19 protein-coding genes are annotated in these 19,642 nt (G+C 29.2%); 14 read left to right on the forward strand and 5 right to left on the reverse strand.

The features are described from left to right. Positions 1-324 precede the first annotated feature (324 nt). From BN2920_RS07325 to deoD, 10 genes are all read left to right on the forward strand, one after another. Positions 325-1,050 (forward strand): GntR family transcriptional regulator, encoded by a 726-nt coding sequence (locus tag BN2920_RS07325; protein ID WP_058294379.1) that lies wholly within the window; start codon positions 325-327, stop codon positions 1,048-1,050. A gap of 291 nt (positions 1,051-1,341) precedes the next feature. Continuing rightward, positions 1,342-2,430 (forward strand): BMP family lipoprotein, encoded by a 1,089-nt coding sequence (locus BN2920_RS07330; protein WP_058294380.1) that lies wholly within the window; start codon positions 1,342-1,344, stop codon positions 2,428-2,430. A 77-nt stretch (positions 2,431-2,507) separates the two neighbouring features. After that, positions 2,508-3,596 (forward strand): BMP family lipoprotein, encoded by a 1,089-nt coding sequence (locus tag BN2920_RS07335; RefSeq protein WP_058294381.1) that lies wholly within the window; start codon positions 2,508-2,510, stop codon positions 3,594-3,596. A gap of 268 nt (positions 3,597-3,864) precedes the next feature. Next, on the forward strand, positions 3,865-4,878 hold the full coding sequence (locus BN2920_RS07340; protein WP_058294382.1) for a LacI family DNA-binding transcriptional regulator: 1,014 nt from the start codon (positions 3,865-3,867) through the stop codon (positions 4,876-4,878). Positions 4,879-5,058: 180 nt separating this feature from the next. Further along, positions 5,059-6,171 (forward strand): BMP family lipoprotein, encoded by a 1,113-nt coding sequence (locus BN2920_RS07345; protein WP_058294383.1) that lies wholly within the window; start codon positions 5,059-5,061, stop codon positions 6,169-6,171. Between the two features lie 405 nt (positions 6,172-6,576). After that, the gene (locus BN2920_RS07350) at positions 6,577-8,103 is read left to right on the forward strand and encodes an ABC transporter ATP-binding protein (protein ID WP_058294384.1); all 1,527 of its coding nucleotides are present in this window, start codon (positions 6,577-6,579) and stop codon (positions 8,101-8,103) included. Further along, positions 8,096-9,244 (forward strand): ABC transporter permease, encoded by a 1,149-nt coding sequence (locus BN2920_RS07355; RefSeq protein ID WP_058294385.1) that lies wholly within the window; start codon positions 8,096-8,098, stop codon positions 9,242-9,244. Before BN2920_RS07350 ends, BN2920_RS07355 begins: the two co-directional genes overlap by 8 nt. Before the next feature lies 1 nt (position 9,245). After that, positions 9,246-10,199 (forward strand): ABC transporter permease, encoded by a 954-nt coding sequence (locus tag BN2920_RS07360; RefSeq protein ID WP_058294386.1) that lies wholly within the window; start codon positions 9,246-9,248, stop codon positions 10,197-10,199. A 132-nt stretch (positions 10,200-10,331) separates the two neighbouring features. Further along, positions 10,332-10,727: a cytidine deaminase gene (locus BN2920_RS07365; RefSeq protein ID WP_058296870.1), complete on the forward strand. Its 396-nt coding sequence runs from the start codon at positions 10,332-10,334 to the stop codon at positions 10,725-10,727. Positions 10,728-10,757: 30 nt separating this feature from the next. Further along, positions 10,758-11,471 (forward strand): purine-nucleoside phosphorylase, encoded by a 714-nt coding sequence (deoD, locus tag BN2920_RS07370; protein WP_058294387.1) that lies wholly within the window; start codon positions 10,758-10,760, stop codon positions 11,469-11,471. Between the two features lie 97 nt (positions 11,472-11,568). On the opposite strand, the gene BN2920_RS07375 is transcribed toward deoD, so the two are convergent. Continuing rightward, a complete protein-coding gene (locus BN2920_RS07375; RefSeq protein WP_058294388.1) occupies positions 11,569-11,922 on the reverse strand; it encodes a hypothetical protein in 354 nt (117 codons plus the stop codon). A 20-nt stretch (positions 11,923-11,942) separates the two neighbouring features. Continuing rightward, a complete protein-coding gene (locus tag BN2920_RS07380; RefSeq protein ID WP_058294389.1) occupies positions 11,943-12,173 on the reverse strand; it encodes a hypothetical protein in 231 nt (76 codons plus the stop codon). Between the two features lie 90 nt (positions 12,174-12,263). On the opposite strand from BN2920_RS07380, the gene BN2920_RS21680 reads away from it, so the two are divergent. Continuing rightward, positions 12,264-12,515, forward strand: coding sequence for a hypothetical protein (locus tag BN2920_RS21680; RefSeq protein ID WP_141443173.1), 252 nt, complete (start codon positions 12,264-12,266; stop codon positions 12,513-12,515). 261 nt (positions 12,516-12,776) lie between these two features. Further along, a complete protein-coding gene (locus BN2920_RS07385) occupies positions 12,777-13,472 on the forward strand; it encodes a membrane-attack complex/perforin family protein (RefSeq protein ID WP_058294390.1) in 696 nt (231 codons plus the stop codon). Positions 13,473-13,584: 112 nt separating this feature from the next. On the opposite strand, the gene BN2920_RS07390 is transcribed toward BN2920_RS07385, so the two are convergent. The 3 genes from BN2920_RS07390 to BN2920_RS07400 form a co-directional block, all read right to left on the reverse strand. After that, a complete protein-coding gene (locus tag BN2920_RS07390; RefSeq protein ID WP_058294391.1) occupies positions 13,585-14,463 on the reverse strand; it encodes a C40 family peptidase in 879 nt (292 codons plus the stop codon). A gap of 119 nt (positions 14,464-14,582) precedes the next feature. Further along, positions 14,583-14,804 carry a BhlA/UviB family holin-like peptide gene (locus tag BN2920_RS07395; protein ID WP_058294392.1) on the reverse strand — a complete coding sequence of 74 codons (222 nt, stop codon included), beginning with the start codon at positions 14,802-14,804 and terminating at the stop codon, positions 14,583-14,585. A gap of 17 nt (positions 14,805-14,821) precedes the next feature. Continuing rightward, positions 14,822-15,343, reverse strand: a complete 522-nt coding sequence (locus tag BN2920_RS07400; protein ID WP_058294393.1) for a sigma-70 family RNA polymerase sigma factor — start codon at positions 15,341-15,343, stop codon at positions 14,822-14,824. A 1,291-nt stretch (positions 15,344-16,634) separates the two neighbouring features. On the opposite strand from BN2920_RS07400, the gene BN2920_RS07405 reads away from it, so the two are divergent. Together BN2920_RS07405 and BN2920_RS07410 are read left to right on the forward strand one after the other, a co-directional pair. After that, positions 16,635-17,261 carry a helix-turn-helix domain-containing protein gene (locus tag BN2920_RS07405; protein ID WP_058294394.1) on the forward strand — a complete coding sequence of 209 codons (627 nt, stop codon included), beginning with the start codon at positions 16,635-16,637 and terminating at the stop codon, positions 17,259-17,261. Between the two features lie 250 nt (positions 17,262-17,511). Then, positions 17,512-19,503, forward strand: coding sequence for a M13 family metallopeptidase (locus tag BN2920_RS07410; RefSeq protein WP_058294395.1), 1,992 nt, complete (start codon positions 17,512-17,514; stop codon positions 19,501-19,503). Positions 19,504-19,642: the final 139 nt, after the last annotated feature.

The following is a 19,642-nucleotide window of genomic DNA, read 5'->3' on the forward strand; positions in this document are numbered from 1 at the left end:
AGTTTAGATTTATGATATAGTTATATTAAAATAAATCTCATGATTAAATAATAGTATAAATTGTAAGAAAAATCTTCAAAGTTTCTGAATTAGTTATATTTAACAAAGAATGTGATTTGTATCATTAATAAAACGTAGTGTTTTATTTAAAGGCTAATTTCATTTGTAGAGTATATAATTATTGAAGGAGAGCAAATTTGAGTAAGCTCTATTTACTACTCATTGATATTAAATTATAATTAAAAAAGTATAAAAAATAATTTGAAAATAAATATAATGAACGGTTGATATATGGATATAAGTTGTGAAAAGAGGGAAGGTAAGATGAGTATAATAAATAAGGAATCTAAGACTCCTTTATATGTACAGTTAATGAATATATTAATAAATAAAATTGACAATTATATGGAAGAAAATGAACAGTTGGAATCTGAAAGAGATATATGTGTAAAATATGGAGTAAGCAGAACAACAGTTAGGCAAGCACTTGATGAATTAGAGAAAAACAAATACATATATAAAATCCAAGGCAAAGGAAATTTTGTTGCAAGCAGAGTTGTGGAGCAGCATTTAACAAAAGTAAGTTCTTTTACTCAGGACATGAAAAAAGCAGGAAAGACCCCAACTTCCAAATTATTAAATTTTGAAATACAAGAAGCTGATTATTCAATTAGTAAAAAATTAAAAATAGAAGAAAAGGAACTTGTATTTAAAATGGTAAGATTAAGACTTGCTGATGAAATACCAATGATATATGAAATAACATATTTGCCATATGAAAGGTTTAAAGAATTAAATGAAAAAATAATACAAGAGATTCCTCTATATGAAGCTTTTGAAAAAAAGTTTAACATAAAAATAACTTCTGCTGAAGAGAGTATAGAAAGTGTATTAACAAGTAAGCTGGAAAGTGTTTATTTAGGAGTAGATGTTGGAAGTCCAGCATTAAAATTTAAAAGGATAACTTATGAAAATAAAAATATAATCGAATATACTATTACAATTGCCAGAGGCGATAAGTATAAATATAGAGTTACACTAACTAATTAAATTTGATATACAATATATTAAATAGCATATATAAAATATATGCTATTTATTTATTGACACAGTATTATTAATATAATATATTATATGCGTGAGTGCTTTCTATAAGGGCATTTACGAAATAATACATAATTAATAAAAATAGTACAATACTATAGCTAAGGAATTTTTATAGTAAATGGACAAATACACATATAGTTTTAGCAAATGAAGAAGAAATTGTAAAAAATTTTAATCATAGATAAATATATCTGTGCTTTAAAATTTATAAATATCCAATTTAGGAGGTAACAAATGAAAAAGAAATTATTATCTTTATTAACAGTTTCAGTAATATCATTAGGATTATTTGCAGGATGTGGAAACACATCACCTGGCACGTCATCTAAAGGTGATGTATTAAAAGTAGGTATGTCAACAGATTCAGGTACTATTGATGATAAATCATTTAACCAAGGATGTTGGGAAGGAATACTTAAGAGTCAAAAAGAATTAGGAACTGATGTTAAGTATCTTCAACCAGCAGGGGAAACAGAAGCTGATTATTTAAAGGAAATAGGAAATCTTTATGATGCAGGATATAAATTCATAGTTTTACCAGGTTTTAAATTTGAAAGTGCAGTGCACAAAGCACAAGATAAATATAAGGATGCTAACTTTATTATAATTGATGGTGAACCAAGAGATGACTCTGGAAATACATCAGTTGCTGATAATACAATTGCAATATATTTTGCTGAAGAGCAAGCAGGATTTCTTGTTGGTGTAGCAGCATCTGTAGAGCTTAAAGAAGGAGAACTTGGTTTTATAGGTGGTATGGAAAGTAGCGCCGTTCAAAAATTTAACTGGGGATTCCAACAAGGTGTAGCATATGCTAATGAAAATTTAGGAACTAATATGTCTTTAAAAGCAGAAAATATAGTATACCAAGGAACATTTAGTGATTCAGCAGCTGGTCAGCAATTAGCAGCTCATATGTATGATAGAGGTGTTAAAGCTATATTCTGTGCAGCTGGTGGAGTTGGTAATGGTGTTATAACAGAAGCTAAAACAAGATCTTCACAAGGAGAAGAAGCTTGGGTTATAGGTGTTGATAGCGATCAATACGCAGATGGTATATATAGCGATAATAAATCAGTAATCCTAACTTCTGCAATAAAAAAGATAGAAACTGCAAGTTATAATACGATTAAAGAGTTTAAAGAAGGCAAATTTGACGGAGGAAAGATATTAACTTTTGATATTACAAGTGATAGTGTTGGGCTTCCAGCAGAAAATCCAAATCTAAGTGCAGAAACAATATCTTCTGTACAAAAAGTTTATGATGAACTTAAGCAAGGTAATATCACAGTCTCAGCAGAACAAGGTAATTTAATTAGATAATTAAAATTTAACATATAAAAATTAATGCTATTGTGGTATGGGCATATATTATCCATACACAAAATAGGAGGTAACAAATGAAAAAGAAATTATTATCTTTATTAACAGTTTCAGTAGTATCATTAGGATTATTTGCAGGATGTGGAGGTACTTCTTCAAATAATGCAGCAAATGGTGAAAAATTAAAAGTAGGTATGGTAACAGACTCAGGAACAATTGACGATAAATCATTTAATCAAGGTTCTTGGGAAGGAATATCTAGAAGTAAAGAAGAGTTAGGAACAGATGCAAAATTTCTTCAACCAGCAGGGGAAACAGAAGCTGACTACTTAAAAGAAATTGGAAATCTTTATGATGCAGGATATAAATTTATAGTTACTCCAGGATACAAGTTTGAAAGTTCAGTATATAAAGCACAAGATAAATATAAAGATGCAAACTTCGTTATACTTGATGGAGAACCAAGAAGTGAAGCAGGAGAAGCTTTAGTAGGAGAAAATACAGTAGCTATATACTTTGCTGAAGAACAAGCAGGATTTGTTGCAGCAGTTGCAGCAAGTGTAGAGATTAAAGAAGGAGACTTTGGTTTTATTGGTGGTATGGAAATTCCAGCAGTTCAAAGATTTAACTACGGATTCCAACAAGGTGTAGCTTATGCTAATGAAAACTTAGGAACTAAAATATCTTTAAAAGCCGAAAATATAGTATACCAAGGAACTTTTACTGATTCAGCTGCTGGTCAACAATTAGCAGCGCAAATGTATGACAGAGGAGTTGATGCTATTTTCTGTGCAGGTGGTGCAGTTGGAAATGGTGTTATAACTGAAGCTAAAAATAGAGTTTCTTCAGGAGAAAAAGTTTGGATGATTGGTGTTGATAGCGATCAATACGCAGATGGTATTTACGAAGGCAATAAGTCAGTAGTATTAACTTCGGCAATTAAAAGAATAGATACTGCAACTTATGATATGATTAAAGACTTTAAAGAAGGCAAATTCCAAGGTGGTAAAGTATTAAATTTCGATGTACAAAATGATGGTGTTGGTATTCCTAAAGAAAATCCAAATTTAAGTTCAGGTACAATGGCTGCTGTTGAAAAGTTATATGCAGAACTTAAAGCAGGAAATATTACTGTATCAAGTGAAAAAGGTGATTTAATTAAATAGTTATAATATAAATAAGGATACTAAAATTATTTTAGTATCCTTAAATTTAATAATTAATAAAAGAATAATGGATAAAAAAATGAATTATATAATAATATTAAGAATATTATAAAAAAATATAATATTCTTAATTGACATGTAATACGTAGATATATTATTATTAAATATGAAAGCGCTACCACTTATGATAAATTCTATGTATCTGTGGGAGAAAATTACAATTATATAATGTTAAAATGTCACAATAAAAATACTGGGGTGAATTAAAATGGCGGTAACAATAAGCGATATTGCAAAGAAGGCAGGCGTTTCATCTGCTACAGTTTCTAGGGTTTTAAATGATTCTGGATATGTTAAACAATCTACGAGAGAGAAAATAGAAGCTGCAATAAAAGAGATGAATTTTACTCCTAGTGCAATAGCGCGGAGCTTGTCTAAAAATGAGACTAATACAATCGGTGTTATTGTACCGGATATAACAAATAGTTACTTTGGGGAAGTAATAAAAGGAATTAGTGAAGTCGCAGAAGCAAATAACTTAAACATTATATTGTTTAATACAGATAACTATTTAGAAAAAGAAGTACGAGCTTTAAATGTACTTAAGGAGCAAAGAATAAAAGGAATAATAATGACTCCTGGCTTTGGTGAAGAAAATAACAAAGAATACATAGAAACTATAAATAATCTTAATATTCCAATTGTTTTGGTTTCAGCAGATTTAAAATTTAAAGAATTAAGTGGAATATTTGTTGATAATGTATTAGGTGGATTTAATGCTACAAACCTTCTTATTAGCGAAGGACATACGAAAATAGGAATCATGACAGGAATATTGAGTTCAGAGCCTGCAGCTGAAAGAGTGGTAGGATATAAAAAAGCATTAAAAGAAGCAAATATAGAAATAAATGATAAATATATACTAGATGGGCAGTTTAGTATGGAAAAAGCATATGAACTAACTAAGAAGCTTCTAGATAGTAAAGACAAGCCAACTGCATTAATTACATCAAGTAATAGAATGACAATGGGAGCTATTAAAGCATTAAAAGAAAATAATAAAAATATACCTGAAGATTTAGCAATAGTGGCCTTTGATAAGGTAGATCTTTTAGATGTTCTTGGTATTAGAATAACATATATTGATGAATGCCCTATGGAACTTGGAAGAAATTCGATGAATTTGCTTTGCGATATTTTTAATGATTCTGATAAAAATTTTAAAAGAAGGGTAATTATAGTACCTAAATTAATCATAAAAGGCTCAGAAAAGAAGCGTTAAATATATTACATATAATTAGTAAAAAAATAGAATACTAATAATAATGTGCTGTGACATAAAACTTTTCTTCATAAATATTAGGATAAGTATATTGTTATTAGAAATAATTAATTAGCATTAAGATCATATTATTATGATTTTAAATAATATACGATTTAATATTTATTAGGAGGAAGGTACATGAAAAAGAAATTATTATCAGCACTAGCTATCGCAACTTTAACAATGTCATTATTTGTAGGTTGCGGAAGTTCTTCAAACACAAGCGATGCAGCTTCAGGGGATAAAGCAGCTACAGAAGAGAAAATAAAAGTAGGGATGGTTACAGACTCTGGTACAATTGATGACAAATCATTTAATCAAGGTACTTGGGAAGGCTTAAAGCAAACTGAACAAGATCTCGGAACTGAAATTAAATACTTACAACCAGCAGGAGAGACAGAATCAGATTACTTAAAGGAAATTGGTAACCTTTATGATGCAGGATACAAATTCATAGTTACTCCAGGATACAAGTTTGAAACAGCAATAGGTAAAGCACAAGATAAGTACAAAGATGCAAAATTTGTAATCATAGATGGTGAAGCTAGAGATGATCAAGGTAATGGAATAACTGGTGAAAATACAATAGCTATATACTTTGCAGAACAACAATCAGGATTTATAGCAGCAATTGCAACAGCAATGCAACTTAAAGAAGGAGAACTAGGATTCATTGGTGGTATGGAAATACCAGCAGTTCAAAAGTTTAACTGGGGATTCCAACAAGGTATTAAATATGCTAATGAAAACTTAGGAACTAAAATGACTTTAAATAAAGATAATATAGTATATCAAGGAACATTTAATGATACTGCTGCAGGACAACAATTAGCAGCTCAAATGTATGACAGAGGCGTTAAAGCTATATTCTGTGCAGCTGGTGGTGTTGGTACAGGTGCTATAACTGAAGCTAAGACTAGAGTTACTCAAGGTCAGGAAGTATGGGTTATTGGTGTTGATAGTGACCAATACAATGATGGTGTTATAGACAGTGGAAAATCAGTAGTTCTTACTTCGGCTGTAAAGAAGGTTAATTCAGCAAGTTATAATATGGTAAAAGAATTTAAAGAAGGTAAATTCCAAGGTGGTAAAGTATTAACATTTGATATTGCTACTGATGGTGTTGGTATTCCAGAAGAAAATCCAAACTTAACTGGAGAAGATGTTATGCCAGCAGTTAATGATGTAATTTCAAAACTTAAAGATGGTTCAATAAAAGTTTCTGATGAACAAGGAGATTTAATAAAATAATAAAATCACTATATTTTAAGTTAAATCTGAGAATATTTATAAATTATAGAAATTAATAAATTGACAATGGGGGACTGATTTATTTAATAAAATTAGAAAAAATATCTTTATTTTGTTTATGTTTATTACAAAAATACAGAATTATTTTTCTTAAAGAATTTAAAAAAATTTTTCTCTCATTGTTAATTTTGTATGTAGAAAAAAATAAAATTATAAATAATTTTAGTTATTAATTGAGAATATATAATATTAACTGCACACTTCTTAAAAGGATGGTTAAAATTACTTATTTTCATACCTTTTAAAATATGATAAAACATAATAGTTAAACTATATTCGTGTATATTGTGTATTGTCAATTGGCAATTATTTTATTGTTAATTATTAAGTAAGGAGGACTATGTTGTGGAATATGTAGTTGAAATGCTAAATATCCGTAAAGAATTTCCGGGAATAGTAGCAAACGATAATATTACGCTTAGACTTAAAAAAGGTGAAGTTCATGCTCTACTTGGTGAAAATGGAGCTGGTAAATCCACTTTAATGTCAATTTTATTCGGTATGTATGTGCCAGAACAAGGAATCATAAAAGTAAGAGGTAAAGAAGTGAAAATTTCAAATCCTAATGTAGCTAATGAATTAGGAATAGGAATGGTACATCAACATTTTAAATTAGTTCATAACTTTACTGTAACCCAAAATATAATACTAGGATCAGAACCCAAAAAGGGTTTAGTAGTAGATGTTAAAAGTGCTGCAAAAAAAATTGAAGAATTATCTAAGAAATATGGCTTAAATGTTGATCCATATGCAAAGATTGAAGATATATCAGTTGGTATGCAGCAAAGAGTTGAGATATTAAAGATGCTTTACAGAGATGCAGAAGTTTTAATACTTGATGAACCAACAGCCGTGCTTACACCTCAAGAAATAGATGAACTTATGAAGATTATAAAAAATCTTATAGTTGAAGGAAAATCAATTATAATAATTACCCATAAATTAAAAGAAATAAAAGCTGTTGCAGATAAGTGTACGGTCATAAGACGTGGTAAATACATAGGAACAGTTGATGTAAAAGAAACATCAGAAGCTAAAATGGCTGAAATGATGGTTGGCAGACCTGTAAGCTTTGAAGTTAAAAAAGAAGATAAAAAGCCTGGAAACGTGATATTAAAACTTGAGAATGTTTCTGTTATGAACAACAAGAAGGTGCTTGGACTTAAAGATTTTTCACTTGAAGTTAAAAGTGGGGAAGTACTTGGTATTGCCGGAGTTGAAGGTAATGGTCAAACAGAACTTGTAGAAGCTATCACAGGTATGAGAAGCATTGCTTCTGGTAAGATTTTCTTTAAAAATGAAGATATAACGAATATATCAATACGTAAGCGTATAAACAGTGGTATTGCACATATTCCAGAAGACCGTCAAAAAAGAGGTCTAGTGCTTGATTATACTATGGAAAACAACATGGTACTTGAAATTTATAATAGAGAGCCATTTTCTAAGAGAGGTTTATTAAATAAGAAAGCTATACATGAATATGCAGAGAAAATTATAAATGAATTTGATGTAAGAAGTGGTCAAGGTGGAGCATCAATTGCAAGAGGTCTTTCAGGTGGTAACCAACAAAAAGCCATAATAGGCCGTGAAATTGAACTTGATCCAGAACTTTTAATTGCTGTTCAGCCAACAAGAGGTCTTGACGTAGGTTCAATCGAATATATTCATAAGAGACTTATAGAACAAAGGGATGCAGGTAAAGCGGTGTTACTTGTTTCGCTAGAACTTAGCGAAATTTTAAATTTATCAGATAGAATAGCTATTGTTAACAATGGAGAACTTATAGGTATAGTTAATGCTAAAGAAACAAATGAAAATGAAGTTGGATTAATGATGGCTGGGGTTAAAGGAGGCGAAAAGAGTGAATAAGAAGGAAATTTTCAATTCCATACTTGCAGTTGTACTTGGATTAATTGCAGGTGCACTTCTAATGTTATTAATAGGAGATAGTCCAATTGTAGGATATTCATATCTATTTAAAGGCGGACTTATGAATATTTCAAGAATTGGTGACACATTAGCAACAGCAACTCCTTTAATTCTTACTGGTCTTTCAGTAGGGTTTGCATTTAAAACTGGACTTTTTAATATTGGAACTCCAGGACAAATGTTATTTGGTGGTTTTGTTGCAACAAGCATAGCTTTAACTTATGGAAGCAGTATGCCAAGACCAGTGCTTTTAGTAGTTCTTGTTTTATCAGGATTACTTGCAGGGGCAGCATGGGCATTTGTACCAGGATTTTTAAAAGCTAAATTCAATGTTAATGAAGTTGTTTCATCAATCATGATGAACTGGACTTGTTACTGGATTGTTTATTATGCAGTACCTAAATATTTTAAAGGTACAAGTGAAACTGAATCAAAAATAATTCCAGAAGTTGCATCTTTAAAGATGTCATGGCTTACTGAAATGTTCGATTATTCGTATATTAATTTAGGTATATTACTTGCAGTTGTTGCTGTAATAATTATTGCATTCATTTTAAATAAAACAGTACTTGGATATGAATTAAAGGCTGTTGGTTTTAACAGATATGCTGCTGAATATGGTGGTATGAGTGTTAATAAAAATATTATTTTATCTATGATGATAGCTGGTGCACTTTCAGGTCTTGCAGGAGTTACTCAGTACTTAGGAAATGCATCAAGTATTCAAATAGGTGTTATGCCTTCGCAAGGTTTTGATGGTATCGCAGTATCTCTTCTTGGTGCTAACAATCCATTTGGTATATTAGTATCAGCTATATTCTTTGGAGTACTATATTCAGGAAAAGGATTCATGACTGCAAATACAAGTATTCCACCTGAAATTGCAGATACAATTATTGCAATTATAATTTACTTTGCAGCTATTAGTGCCGCTGTGCCAATGATAGCTAATAAAATTAAGCATAGAAAAGCAATGCTTGCAAATAAAAAAGGTGTTGGCGATGATGGAGAAGGAATATTGCCGCCACAAGATGAAATAATCGAAGAAAATATATCAGATGAAAATAAGGAGGAGAAATAATATGTGGGAAACAATTGTACAAATCTTTCCATATGCTATTACATACACAATTCCTCTACTTATAACAGCACTTGGAGCATTGTATTGTGAGCGTAGTGGGGTAATAAATATCGGACTTGATGGATTTATGATTATAGGTTCATTTGCAGGAGCTTTAACTATATATGAACTTCAAGCATCTATGCCAGGAAGTTCATTACCACTTTGGATAGGACTTATAGTAGCAACAGTAGTTGGAGGATTATTTTCATTACTACATGCATTTGCAAGTATTAACTTAAATGCAGATCAAACTATAAGTGGTACTGCTATAAACATGATAGCAGGGGCTTTAACAATATTTTTATCAAGAACAATTTCAGGTAGTGGACGTATAAGAATTACTTCAGGATTTTATCCTAAGAATATTCCTGTACTTTCAGAAATACCTATAATAGGACCACTATTTTTTACAAAGACTTATATCACAACATGGATTTCACTTGCAATACTTTTAATAAGCGCATTTGTAATATATAAGACTAGATTTGGATTAAGGCTTAGAGCATGTGGTGAAAACCCGCAAGCAGCAGATGCAGCAGGTATCAATGTTTATAAAATGAGATATATAGGAGTAATTTTATCTGGAGCACTTTCATCACTAGGTGGAGCAATAATTCTTGTTACATATAGTGGAGAGTTTACAGGTAGCGTTGCTGGTCTTGGATTCTTAGCATTGGCTGCACTTATATTTGGTCAATGGAAACCACTTGGAATATTAGCTGCTACATTATTCTTTGGATTTGCAACTACTATTGCAAATGTATCACAAGTTATTCCATCTTTAGGATCAATACCACCAGTAGTGTTAAAAACATTCCCATATATAGTGACATTAATTGCACTTGTATTATTCTCAAAATCTTCTCAAGCTCCAAAGGCTTCAGGAGAACCATTTGATAAAGGTAAGAGATAGTTGAATCAATTCACGATGCACAATTCACAATGCATAATTGAGGATAAAATCCTTTTAGGATTTTTTCAAAATTGATTGTGAATTGTGAATTATGAATTATGAATTGTAAAGGGGTGTTTATTTATGAGTGATATTGATCACAAAAATCTTATGAAAATTGCTTTAGAATACAGAGAAAGAGCTTATGTTCCTTACTCTAAATTTAAAGTAGGTGCAGCTGTGCTTTTTGAAAGTGGAAAGATATATGGAGGATGCAATGTTGAAAATGCATCTTTTGGAGCTACAAATTGTGCAGAAAGAACTGCTATATTTAAAGGTGTAAGTGAAGGAGAAACTAAAATCAAGGCTATTGCTGAAGTTGGAAGTTTAGAAGAAATTACTTATCCTTGTGGAATCTGTCGTCAGGTTCTTTGTGAATTTGGAGATGAAGATATGGTGGTTATACTTGGTAAGAGTGAAGATGATTATATTGTTACAGACATTAAGAGCTTAATGCCAGGTGCTTTTAGAAAAGAAAATATAAGATAATAGAATATATATATCAATGGAGGTATAAAGATGAGCGTTCATATTAATGCTAAGCAAGGAGATATTGCAGAAAGCGTATTATTACCAGGAGATCCTTTAAGAGCAAAGTTTATTGCTGAAACATTTCTTGAAAATCCAGTTTGTTATAATGATGTTAGAGGAATGTATGGATATACAGGAACATATAAAGGAAAGAGAATATCAGTTCAAGGAACAGGAATGGGTATCCCTTCAATTTCAATATATGCTAATGAGTTAATTAACGAATATGGAGTTAAAAATCTTATAAGAGTTGGTACTTGTGGTGGATATCATGAAGATGTTAAAGTTAGAGATTTAGTTATAGCTATGTCAGCTTGTACAGATTCAAATCTTAACTTAACAAGATTCCAAGGAAGAACTTATGCTCCAACAGCTAACTTTGATTTATTAAAGAAAGCTTATGATGTTGCTGTAGAAAAAGGAATAGATCCAAAGGTTGGACCAATCTATAGTTCAGATATTTTTTATGGTGATGATAATGAAGATTGGAAGAAATGGGCTAAGTTCGGATGCTTAGGTGTTGAAATGGAAGCTGCAGGTCTTTATACAATAGCAGCAAAGTATCATGTAAAAGCTCTAGCAATCATGACAGTAAGTGATCACTTCATTACTGGTGAAGTTACAACTGCTGAAGAAAGACAAACAACTTTCACTAACATGATGGAAGTAGCTTTAGAAGCAATAGCTTCATTAGATGCTTAATATGATATAATGAAAAGCAGCTATCGTTATTAGTTAATAATGATAGCTGCTTTTTAGCTTATACTTTAATAGTAAAATTGCAAGTTAACAATCTATACTAATTGATTTTATCTTTGTAGAAATGGTTTTCTACAAGCATAGTTTTTATTGATTCAAACTTACATTTACATAGCTTTTCACAAAGGGCAAGAACCTCATCATTTTTGTAGTTATAGACCTCATACTTTCTGATTCCATCTTGTAAGTGAAACAAAAAAACTACATTATTATCTGCTATGTATTCATTCCAATATTCAAGTTCTAAGTGTTTTGATATATACTTTTCCCAAACTATTGCTTTATTTTCTGGAAAAGATATCATGTAATTATTTCCATCGGGTTCTATAACGAACCCATCTTTTTTTAATTCATTTATCGAATTGTCTATACCCATTACATAACTATAATACATAAAATACTTCCTCCTTAATATTAAACATCTCTACAAATTTCAATTTGTGTGTTCGTTGCACATATGAAATATTTTAATATATGGCAAATAAATTCGTCAGCCCATTTAGATATATATTTTAAAGGTGGGTAGCTTGGATTATTATTTGAAATGTCTTTACGTTTTTTTATTAGTTCACAGATTTCTTTATCAATTTCATAAATTTTCTCATCATAATGTGTTGTTGGCCTATTAAAGGAACTAACTTCCATAACTTTTTACCTTCTGAAAAATATTTATTAATTACAATTATAGCATATTATGTAATATATATTATAATAAGTATATAAATTATAATTGGTATGGTAGTAGCCCTTGTCACGCTAGTGGACAATGCATATACACCAATAGCTATATTTAATGTTTTGTTTGTTCAATATAAATTAGATAAATCAGCGTATGTTAGATACGTTAACTTCCTTAATGAAAAGGAAGATAACCAGCTGTTTGTTGGAAAGAGAATAGAAAGTGCAAAAGGAGATATTACGATTTCCAATCTCGGTTTCCAATATGATAATCGCATTATATTCAAGGAACTTTTGATTCACTTATAAGTTCTAATAAATATTTTAATGAATTATATAATGCAAATATTGTAAGCGGATAGATTATTAGAATAATACGAAGTTCTACAAATTCAAATTTAGGGAGAAGCGACAAATAGCAGATACAAATGATTATGCAATTATGAAGTGATAGATCTCAAAAAAATATGTTTATTGTATTTATGTAATTTAAAGTTTAATCATTTGCAAAAGGAATTATTTTGTATGTTATAATATTAAGATAACTATTAAATCAGAGAGGGTTAAATTGTGAAAAAGAAATTAATTTCAATATTATGTATAAGTATGATTTTTATTTTGGCTGGCTGCAGCATTAGTGATAAAAAAGCAGATACACAAAAGAATGATACAGACAAGAGCCAAAATGTAAAAGATGATTCAGAAAATTATAGTAGTGGAACAAAAGAGAATGATGAGATAATGCAGACCCATGATAATAAAAGTGATGTCGATGATAAAAAAAACAAATCTTCAGATGATGCCAATGAAAAATATACACAGCAATCTAACACAGTTAATAATAAACAAACAGAAGAGAATGCAGCCAATGACTCACAGAAGCAAAAAGATAGTGTAAAGAGCAAAGTTAAATTACACGAAGGAATATATTTTGATGATAAGTGTTTTGGAGAAAATGCATTAAAAGACTATTGTGAAATTGAGATTTCAAATGTAACTGATACTTCTTTTGATTTTACAGTTTATGAAGTAAATGTGACAGATGAGAAAGAAGACAGAAAGATGATCTTCCTCAAAAACACGGCTGTCTTTACAGGTACTGGAACAGAAGCAGCTTTTTATGGAAAAGATTATACTCTTAGTTTCACATTTCCTGATAATCATCGTGCATATCCTGTTGTAACAGACATGCAGGTATCTGGATTTAAGAAATTAGAAGGTAAAACTTACGTTAATAACAGTATTCCAGGACATGAATTTGGCTAAACAATAGAGTAAAATCCAGATTTATAATACAAATAGAAAAGGGGATCGCAGATTATTTACTGCGATACCCCCTTTTTACAATTAAATTATTAAGTTAAATAAGCTAGGTTCATTATTTTATTAATGCAAGAAATGTATTGCTATCACATATTCCATTTGCAGATAAACCATGAGCTGTTTTATATGAATTTACTGCTGATTTTAAGCCATCTCCAAATATTCCTGGATATTCTACACCATTTGTATTATATCCATTTAACATTAGAAGAATTTCAGCTGCAGTAACCATATATTGTGTTTCGCCACTTTTTACATAATGACTACCTAGAGCAGTGTTTGATGCAGTTCCCCATATACCATCAATAGTAAGCCCAGCATTATAATCTGAGTTCATAGCCTTTTGTAAAACTTTAATACCAGCCTTTTTAGTTTCGCTACCTCTGATACCATCGGTATCAATACTAGTTCCTAAATACTTGTTTGCTTGAACTTGTCCAGCTCTAATGATACTATTGCCAGTACTAGGAGTGCTGCCACCATTTTCATTATACCTTAGAACATAGTTCCAAGGGTAATTATAATAGCTTCTGATGCATATTTCTTTACCAGTTTGGTCACCTGGTTTTCCTCCAGTAGTACTACCATTTTCATTTATGCTGGCATGAACAATCTGCCCATTTCCAATATACATTGCAGTATGGCTAGATGTATTAAGCAATACATCACCACGGTTTAATCCACTTCCACTTGATAACCCTATTGATGATGTTATATCAGAGAAACCACAGTTTAGAAAAACACTTTTCATATTACCAGTATAAGTTGCGCCGTTACTCTTTACTGAAACACCAGCAGTTTGCCATGCTGTAATAACTGCAGAAGAGCAGTCATAATCACCTTTTTCTCCCCATCTGTATGTTTGATCATATCCATGAGTGTTATCGTTTGCTAAGTTAATCATCCATTGTGTTGCTGTTTCAATTTTTCCCATAATTAGACCTCCTAAATATTTGTATAAATAATGAAATTTTATTTTAAAACTAATTGATCAATTTGTTTTACACTAATATAAAGAGAAATAATATAGGGAATGTAAACATGATTTTTAAATTATTTTTTTAATTCGTCTTTTATTTCTTGAATAGATGTGTTTAATGAATCTAAGATACTTAATTTAGATGTTAATGTTTCAATAATATCCTGATATTTTTGTTCTCTTTCATCCTGCATGTGATCTCTTGATTCCTGCTTTTTTAATATATATACAATTAGAGTACAGCTTAACAGGGCCCATATGCCTTGAGCTGTAGCAGCGTTTAATAGTTCATCCATTAATATACCTCCTTCTTTTATAAATTTACCTTTAATAAATTCAAAGCTTGCCTTTTGCTCTTATTTACAGCTTGGCGGGAAATTTTTAATATATCTGCAATTTCTATATCAGAGTATTGAAGATAGAAGCGTAAGTATAAAATTATTTGTTGCTTCTTTTGTAGCTTTGAGATTAGATCATAAAATGTTGTATCTGAAAAATAATTAATATCATCTTCAATATTAAAATCAACTGAATCTAAATTTAGTGCATTATAGTCTGGTTTTATATAAACAGATTTATATAATTGATTGCATTTGTTGTTTAAGCAAACATGAATATATTTAGAAGCTTCAGCATCTGTTTCAAATTTATCCAAATCAATTTTTTTAAGAAGTTCATAAAGATAAATTATAAGATCTGTGTATGCTTCTGGATATTTTAATTTATAACTGCAATAATTCAGTTTAGAATGAAAATAATTAATTATATCTGGATAGTTTTCAGAATCGTATTTAAATAAAGTTAATAGGTCTAATAGACTTAAATTTAGTGACATATAATCAACTCCTTTAAAAATATAAAATTATAAATTGAAAACTAAGATAAAGAATTAAATATTGTTAACGATACAATCTTACCTATAGCTATATTTTATAAATTTAAAGAAGGAGAAAATTGACCAAAAACTGTAATGTTTTTGGTCAAGATTAGAACTATTTATTTAATAGCTGGATCATACTGAGTAAATTTATTTTATGAAGAAAAGATGATGTGGTTTAATATTTTTTATTCCTTTTAAAGATCATATTAATATTTAAAAAGCGTAAAGAGCAGCTTTAGGGGAAGCTGCTCTTTACATTTAATTTATATTTATTTAATAAGGGATAATAATGAAAAACTTTAAATCACTTTATGCTTACATTATATATATTCAGTATGGCAAGTTTGTGTCAAATATAAAATATCTGAATAAATAATTAAAAAGGTTAAACTAGTTACTAGTATAAATTATACATAACCTTTATAATTCCAATATAGTATAAAAAATAATAAATAATGTAACTGGAATTAAAAATATATTTCCAAATTAAAATTTCTTTATATCAATAATCTTTTAATGTTTGAAAATTTAAATATTTATCTTTTTGAGGATCTGTAACAAAAACTATAACAAAATTATATATAGTTTTGTTACAGCTGTAACCTATATATATAGGGAAATTAGTATAGATTTATACTATCTGTAACAAAAAAATAAATATAATGTGCTCATCTTTAACTTAGTATAAATCTTTATTAAATATATTTCTTATACTGATATTATTTTTTTATTTTTGTTACAAAGTATATATTTTTATATTAAAAGCCCCAATATATGAGGGCTTAGGCTTGTAACAAAAGTGTAACAAAAAAATTTTTATGTAATTTTTAAAATGTAGCCTGTCTCTTATATGGAGAGGGTTTAAGGATGTAACAAGATTTGTAACAAAATTAAGAGATTTTTGTTACACGAATATTTAGAAAATGTAAAGAGCAGCTTTAGGGGGAGCTGCTCTTTACATTTAATTTATATTTATTTAATAAGGGATAATAATGAAAAACTTTTAAATCACTTTATGTTTACATTATATATATTTAATATGACGAAGCTGTGTCAAATATAAAATATTAAAATAAATGCTTAATATTAATTTAAGTCAGATTATAGTAGTTTTATTGAACATCTTGATGAGTTGGAAATCTACAAGTAAAAGGTATAGAATTTAAAAAGTAATATATGTATAATCTACTATCAGTAGATTGATTTTATCCATAACATACCATATATTTGATATGGAGGTGTTTAGATGGATAAAGAGAAATTTGGTGAATTTATTTGCTATCTTAGGAAAGAAAAAGGCATGACACAAAAAGAATTAGGTGATAAATTGCACTTAACCAATAAAGCAATTTCTAAATGGGAACGTGGCTTGAGCCTTCCAGATATATGTATTATAGAGGAGATTGCTAAGAATTTAGATATTAGTGTTCTTGAATTATTAAATGGAGAGAAGAATTCAGAAAGTGATATATCTAATGAAAAGGCTAATAAAATTATTGAAGATACAGTAAAACATTCAGGGGAAACAATCAAGAGATTAAAAAGAAAAGTAACAATTTTAATAGGGATAATTATAGGATTACTTCCTGTAGCTTTAACTATATTTGCAGTTGCATGTTTTTATTTAATAAAAGATGAAAAAACATTGGATGATGCTTTACTTACACTTGGATTCATTATTTTTGCCGCAATTATATTATTTATAGAGTATGGAATACCTATATTAGGGATTTCTTTAACAAAGGTATTGTATAATTCAAAAGTATTAAATTATAATATTAAAGCGAAAAAAAATATATGTACTATTCTTTATGTTACATTTGTTATATGGTTAATGGCTAGTATAAGTCTACTTATTAGCAATATTATATAAAAAATAATATTTATAACACCAGTCATAAGCTAGATAAATGTCTATTTGAAGTCATTGGATGACTTCTTTTTTTTCTTTAGAAAATTATATAAGATTAGTGTATTTTATTGAATTTGCATTTTATATAGGATCACATCATAGTCACCTTGGCGATTTTGTTTATGTGATTTAGTCTTAGAATACAAAAATTTACAATGTGTTTTATATATGTTAAGATTCTATTAAATGATTAATCAAAGTGAGGGACTTTATGAGAAAGCAAATTAGTATTTTATTATGTTTGCTTATAATTTTTAGCAGCATTAATATTGGCTGTAAACAAAATTTATTAACAGACAATAATAAACCAAGGTTAGAAGATGATTATTATGAGAATATTAATTATAAAACTCTGAAGAAAAAAGAAATTCCACCAGAAGATCCATGCTGGAATTACTATTATTATCTTCAGAAAACAGCGAATACTCAGGTTAATTCAATTCTTAATGATATTGTAAGTAGCGGTGATAAGAATGAAGAAGGTAGTATTAATAGAAAGATATCAGATTTATATTCTTGTGCAGTTGATTTAGATGAAAGAAATAAAACAGGGCTAGGACCATTGAAAGATACAATTAATTCTATTGAATCTGCAAAGAATATACAAGAATACGTAGAAACTATTTCAAAAATAGCAGGTGAAACAGGAGATATGAGTTTGTTATGCTATTACATTTCACCTGATTTAAAAGAATCTAATAAAAATATAGTATATATTGAGATACCAGATTTAATATTAGGTAAAGAATATTTAGAAAATGATATATATAAAGCAAGCTGGACAGAATATAAAGAATATATATCAAAAATGTTTATGCTTACTGGAAAAGATGAAAAAGAAGCAGAGAAAATAGCGGAAGATATTTTTGCATTTCAAAAAGATTTAGCAAGTGTAACCATGACTATGGATGAAGGTCAAAATCCTTCAAATGTTTATAACAAATACACAAAAGAAGATTTAGCTAATTTATTTACAAATATTAATTTTGAAAGAGTACTGGAGAATATGAAAGTATCTAAGTGTAATGAATTTGTTGTAAATGAGGTAAACGTGGAAAAAAAGATAAACGAGTATTTAAGTGAAAAAAATTTGGAGCTATTAAAGAAATTTTCTGAATTTATTATACTTAATGATTATGCTGAATACCTTTCTGTAGATATAAGGAATGCTAAATTGGATTTTAACAATTCATTAAATGGAGTAGAAGAAAGATATTCTGACGATGTATTATCTAATATGCTGGTGCAAAGCTTGGCTGGATTTGATTTGGGAAAAATTTATGTAAAAGAACATTTTCCAGAAGAAAATAAAGAAGCTATAGAAAAGATGGTTAAAGATATAATTTCTGTATATAAGAAGAGGATAGATAATTTAGATTGGATGTGCGAAAAAACAAAAGAAAATGCTAAGAAGAAGTTAGATAATATGACAATAAAAATCGGTTGTCCAGATGAATGGTCTAGTTATTTTGAAAATGTAGATATAATTCCGAAGAAAGATGGAGGAAACTTAATATCTAATATACTAAATTGTGATAAAGAAAATAATAAACGTGGTTTAGAAAAGTTAGATAAACCAGTGAATAAGAAAGAGTGGTCAATGACGCCACAAACTCTTAATGCATATTATAATCCAAGTGCTAATGAGATAGTATTTCCAGCTGCGATTCTGCAAGCACCTTTTTATGATAAAAAAGCAGATTATGAAACAAACTTAGGTGGAATTGGATTAATAATTGCTCATGAAATAACACATGCATTTGATAATAATGGTGCCTTATATGATGAAGAAGGAAATTTTAATCAGTGGTGGACCAAAGAAGATTATGAAAATTTTAATAACCTTTCAAAGAATATAATTGAATACTATGATCAATTTGAAGTGCTTCCAGGTAATAAGGTAAACGGAAAACTTACTTTGTCTGAGAATATTGCAGATCTTGGAGCTATGTCATGTATAACGGAACTTGCAGGAGAAGATAAGAAAGGACTAGAAAAATTATTTAAGAATTATGCAAATATTTGGGCTATGAAAGAAAATGAGAAATATACACTACTAAAATTAAATACAGATACACATGCACCTGATAAGATAAGAGTTAATGCAGTACTTAGTTCAAATGATAAATTTTATGATGTATATAATATAAAAGAAACTGATAAGATGTATATAAGTCCTGAAAAGAGAGTTGGCGTTTGGTAAGAGCATGATTAGAGGGGGTTATTTAAAAATTATAGAAATAATTTTATGAATTTAAAGAGCAGTCTGCGGGGACAGACTGCTCTTTAATCTATTTTATATTTATTTAATAAGGGATAATAATGAAAAACTTTTAAATCAC

Source organism: Clostridium neonatale (assembly GCF_001458595.1).
GTDB classification, from domain to species: Bacteria; Bacillota; Clostridia; order Clostridiales; family Clostridiaceae; genus Clostridium; species Clostridium neonatale.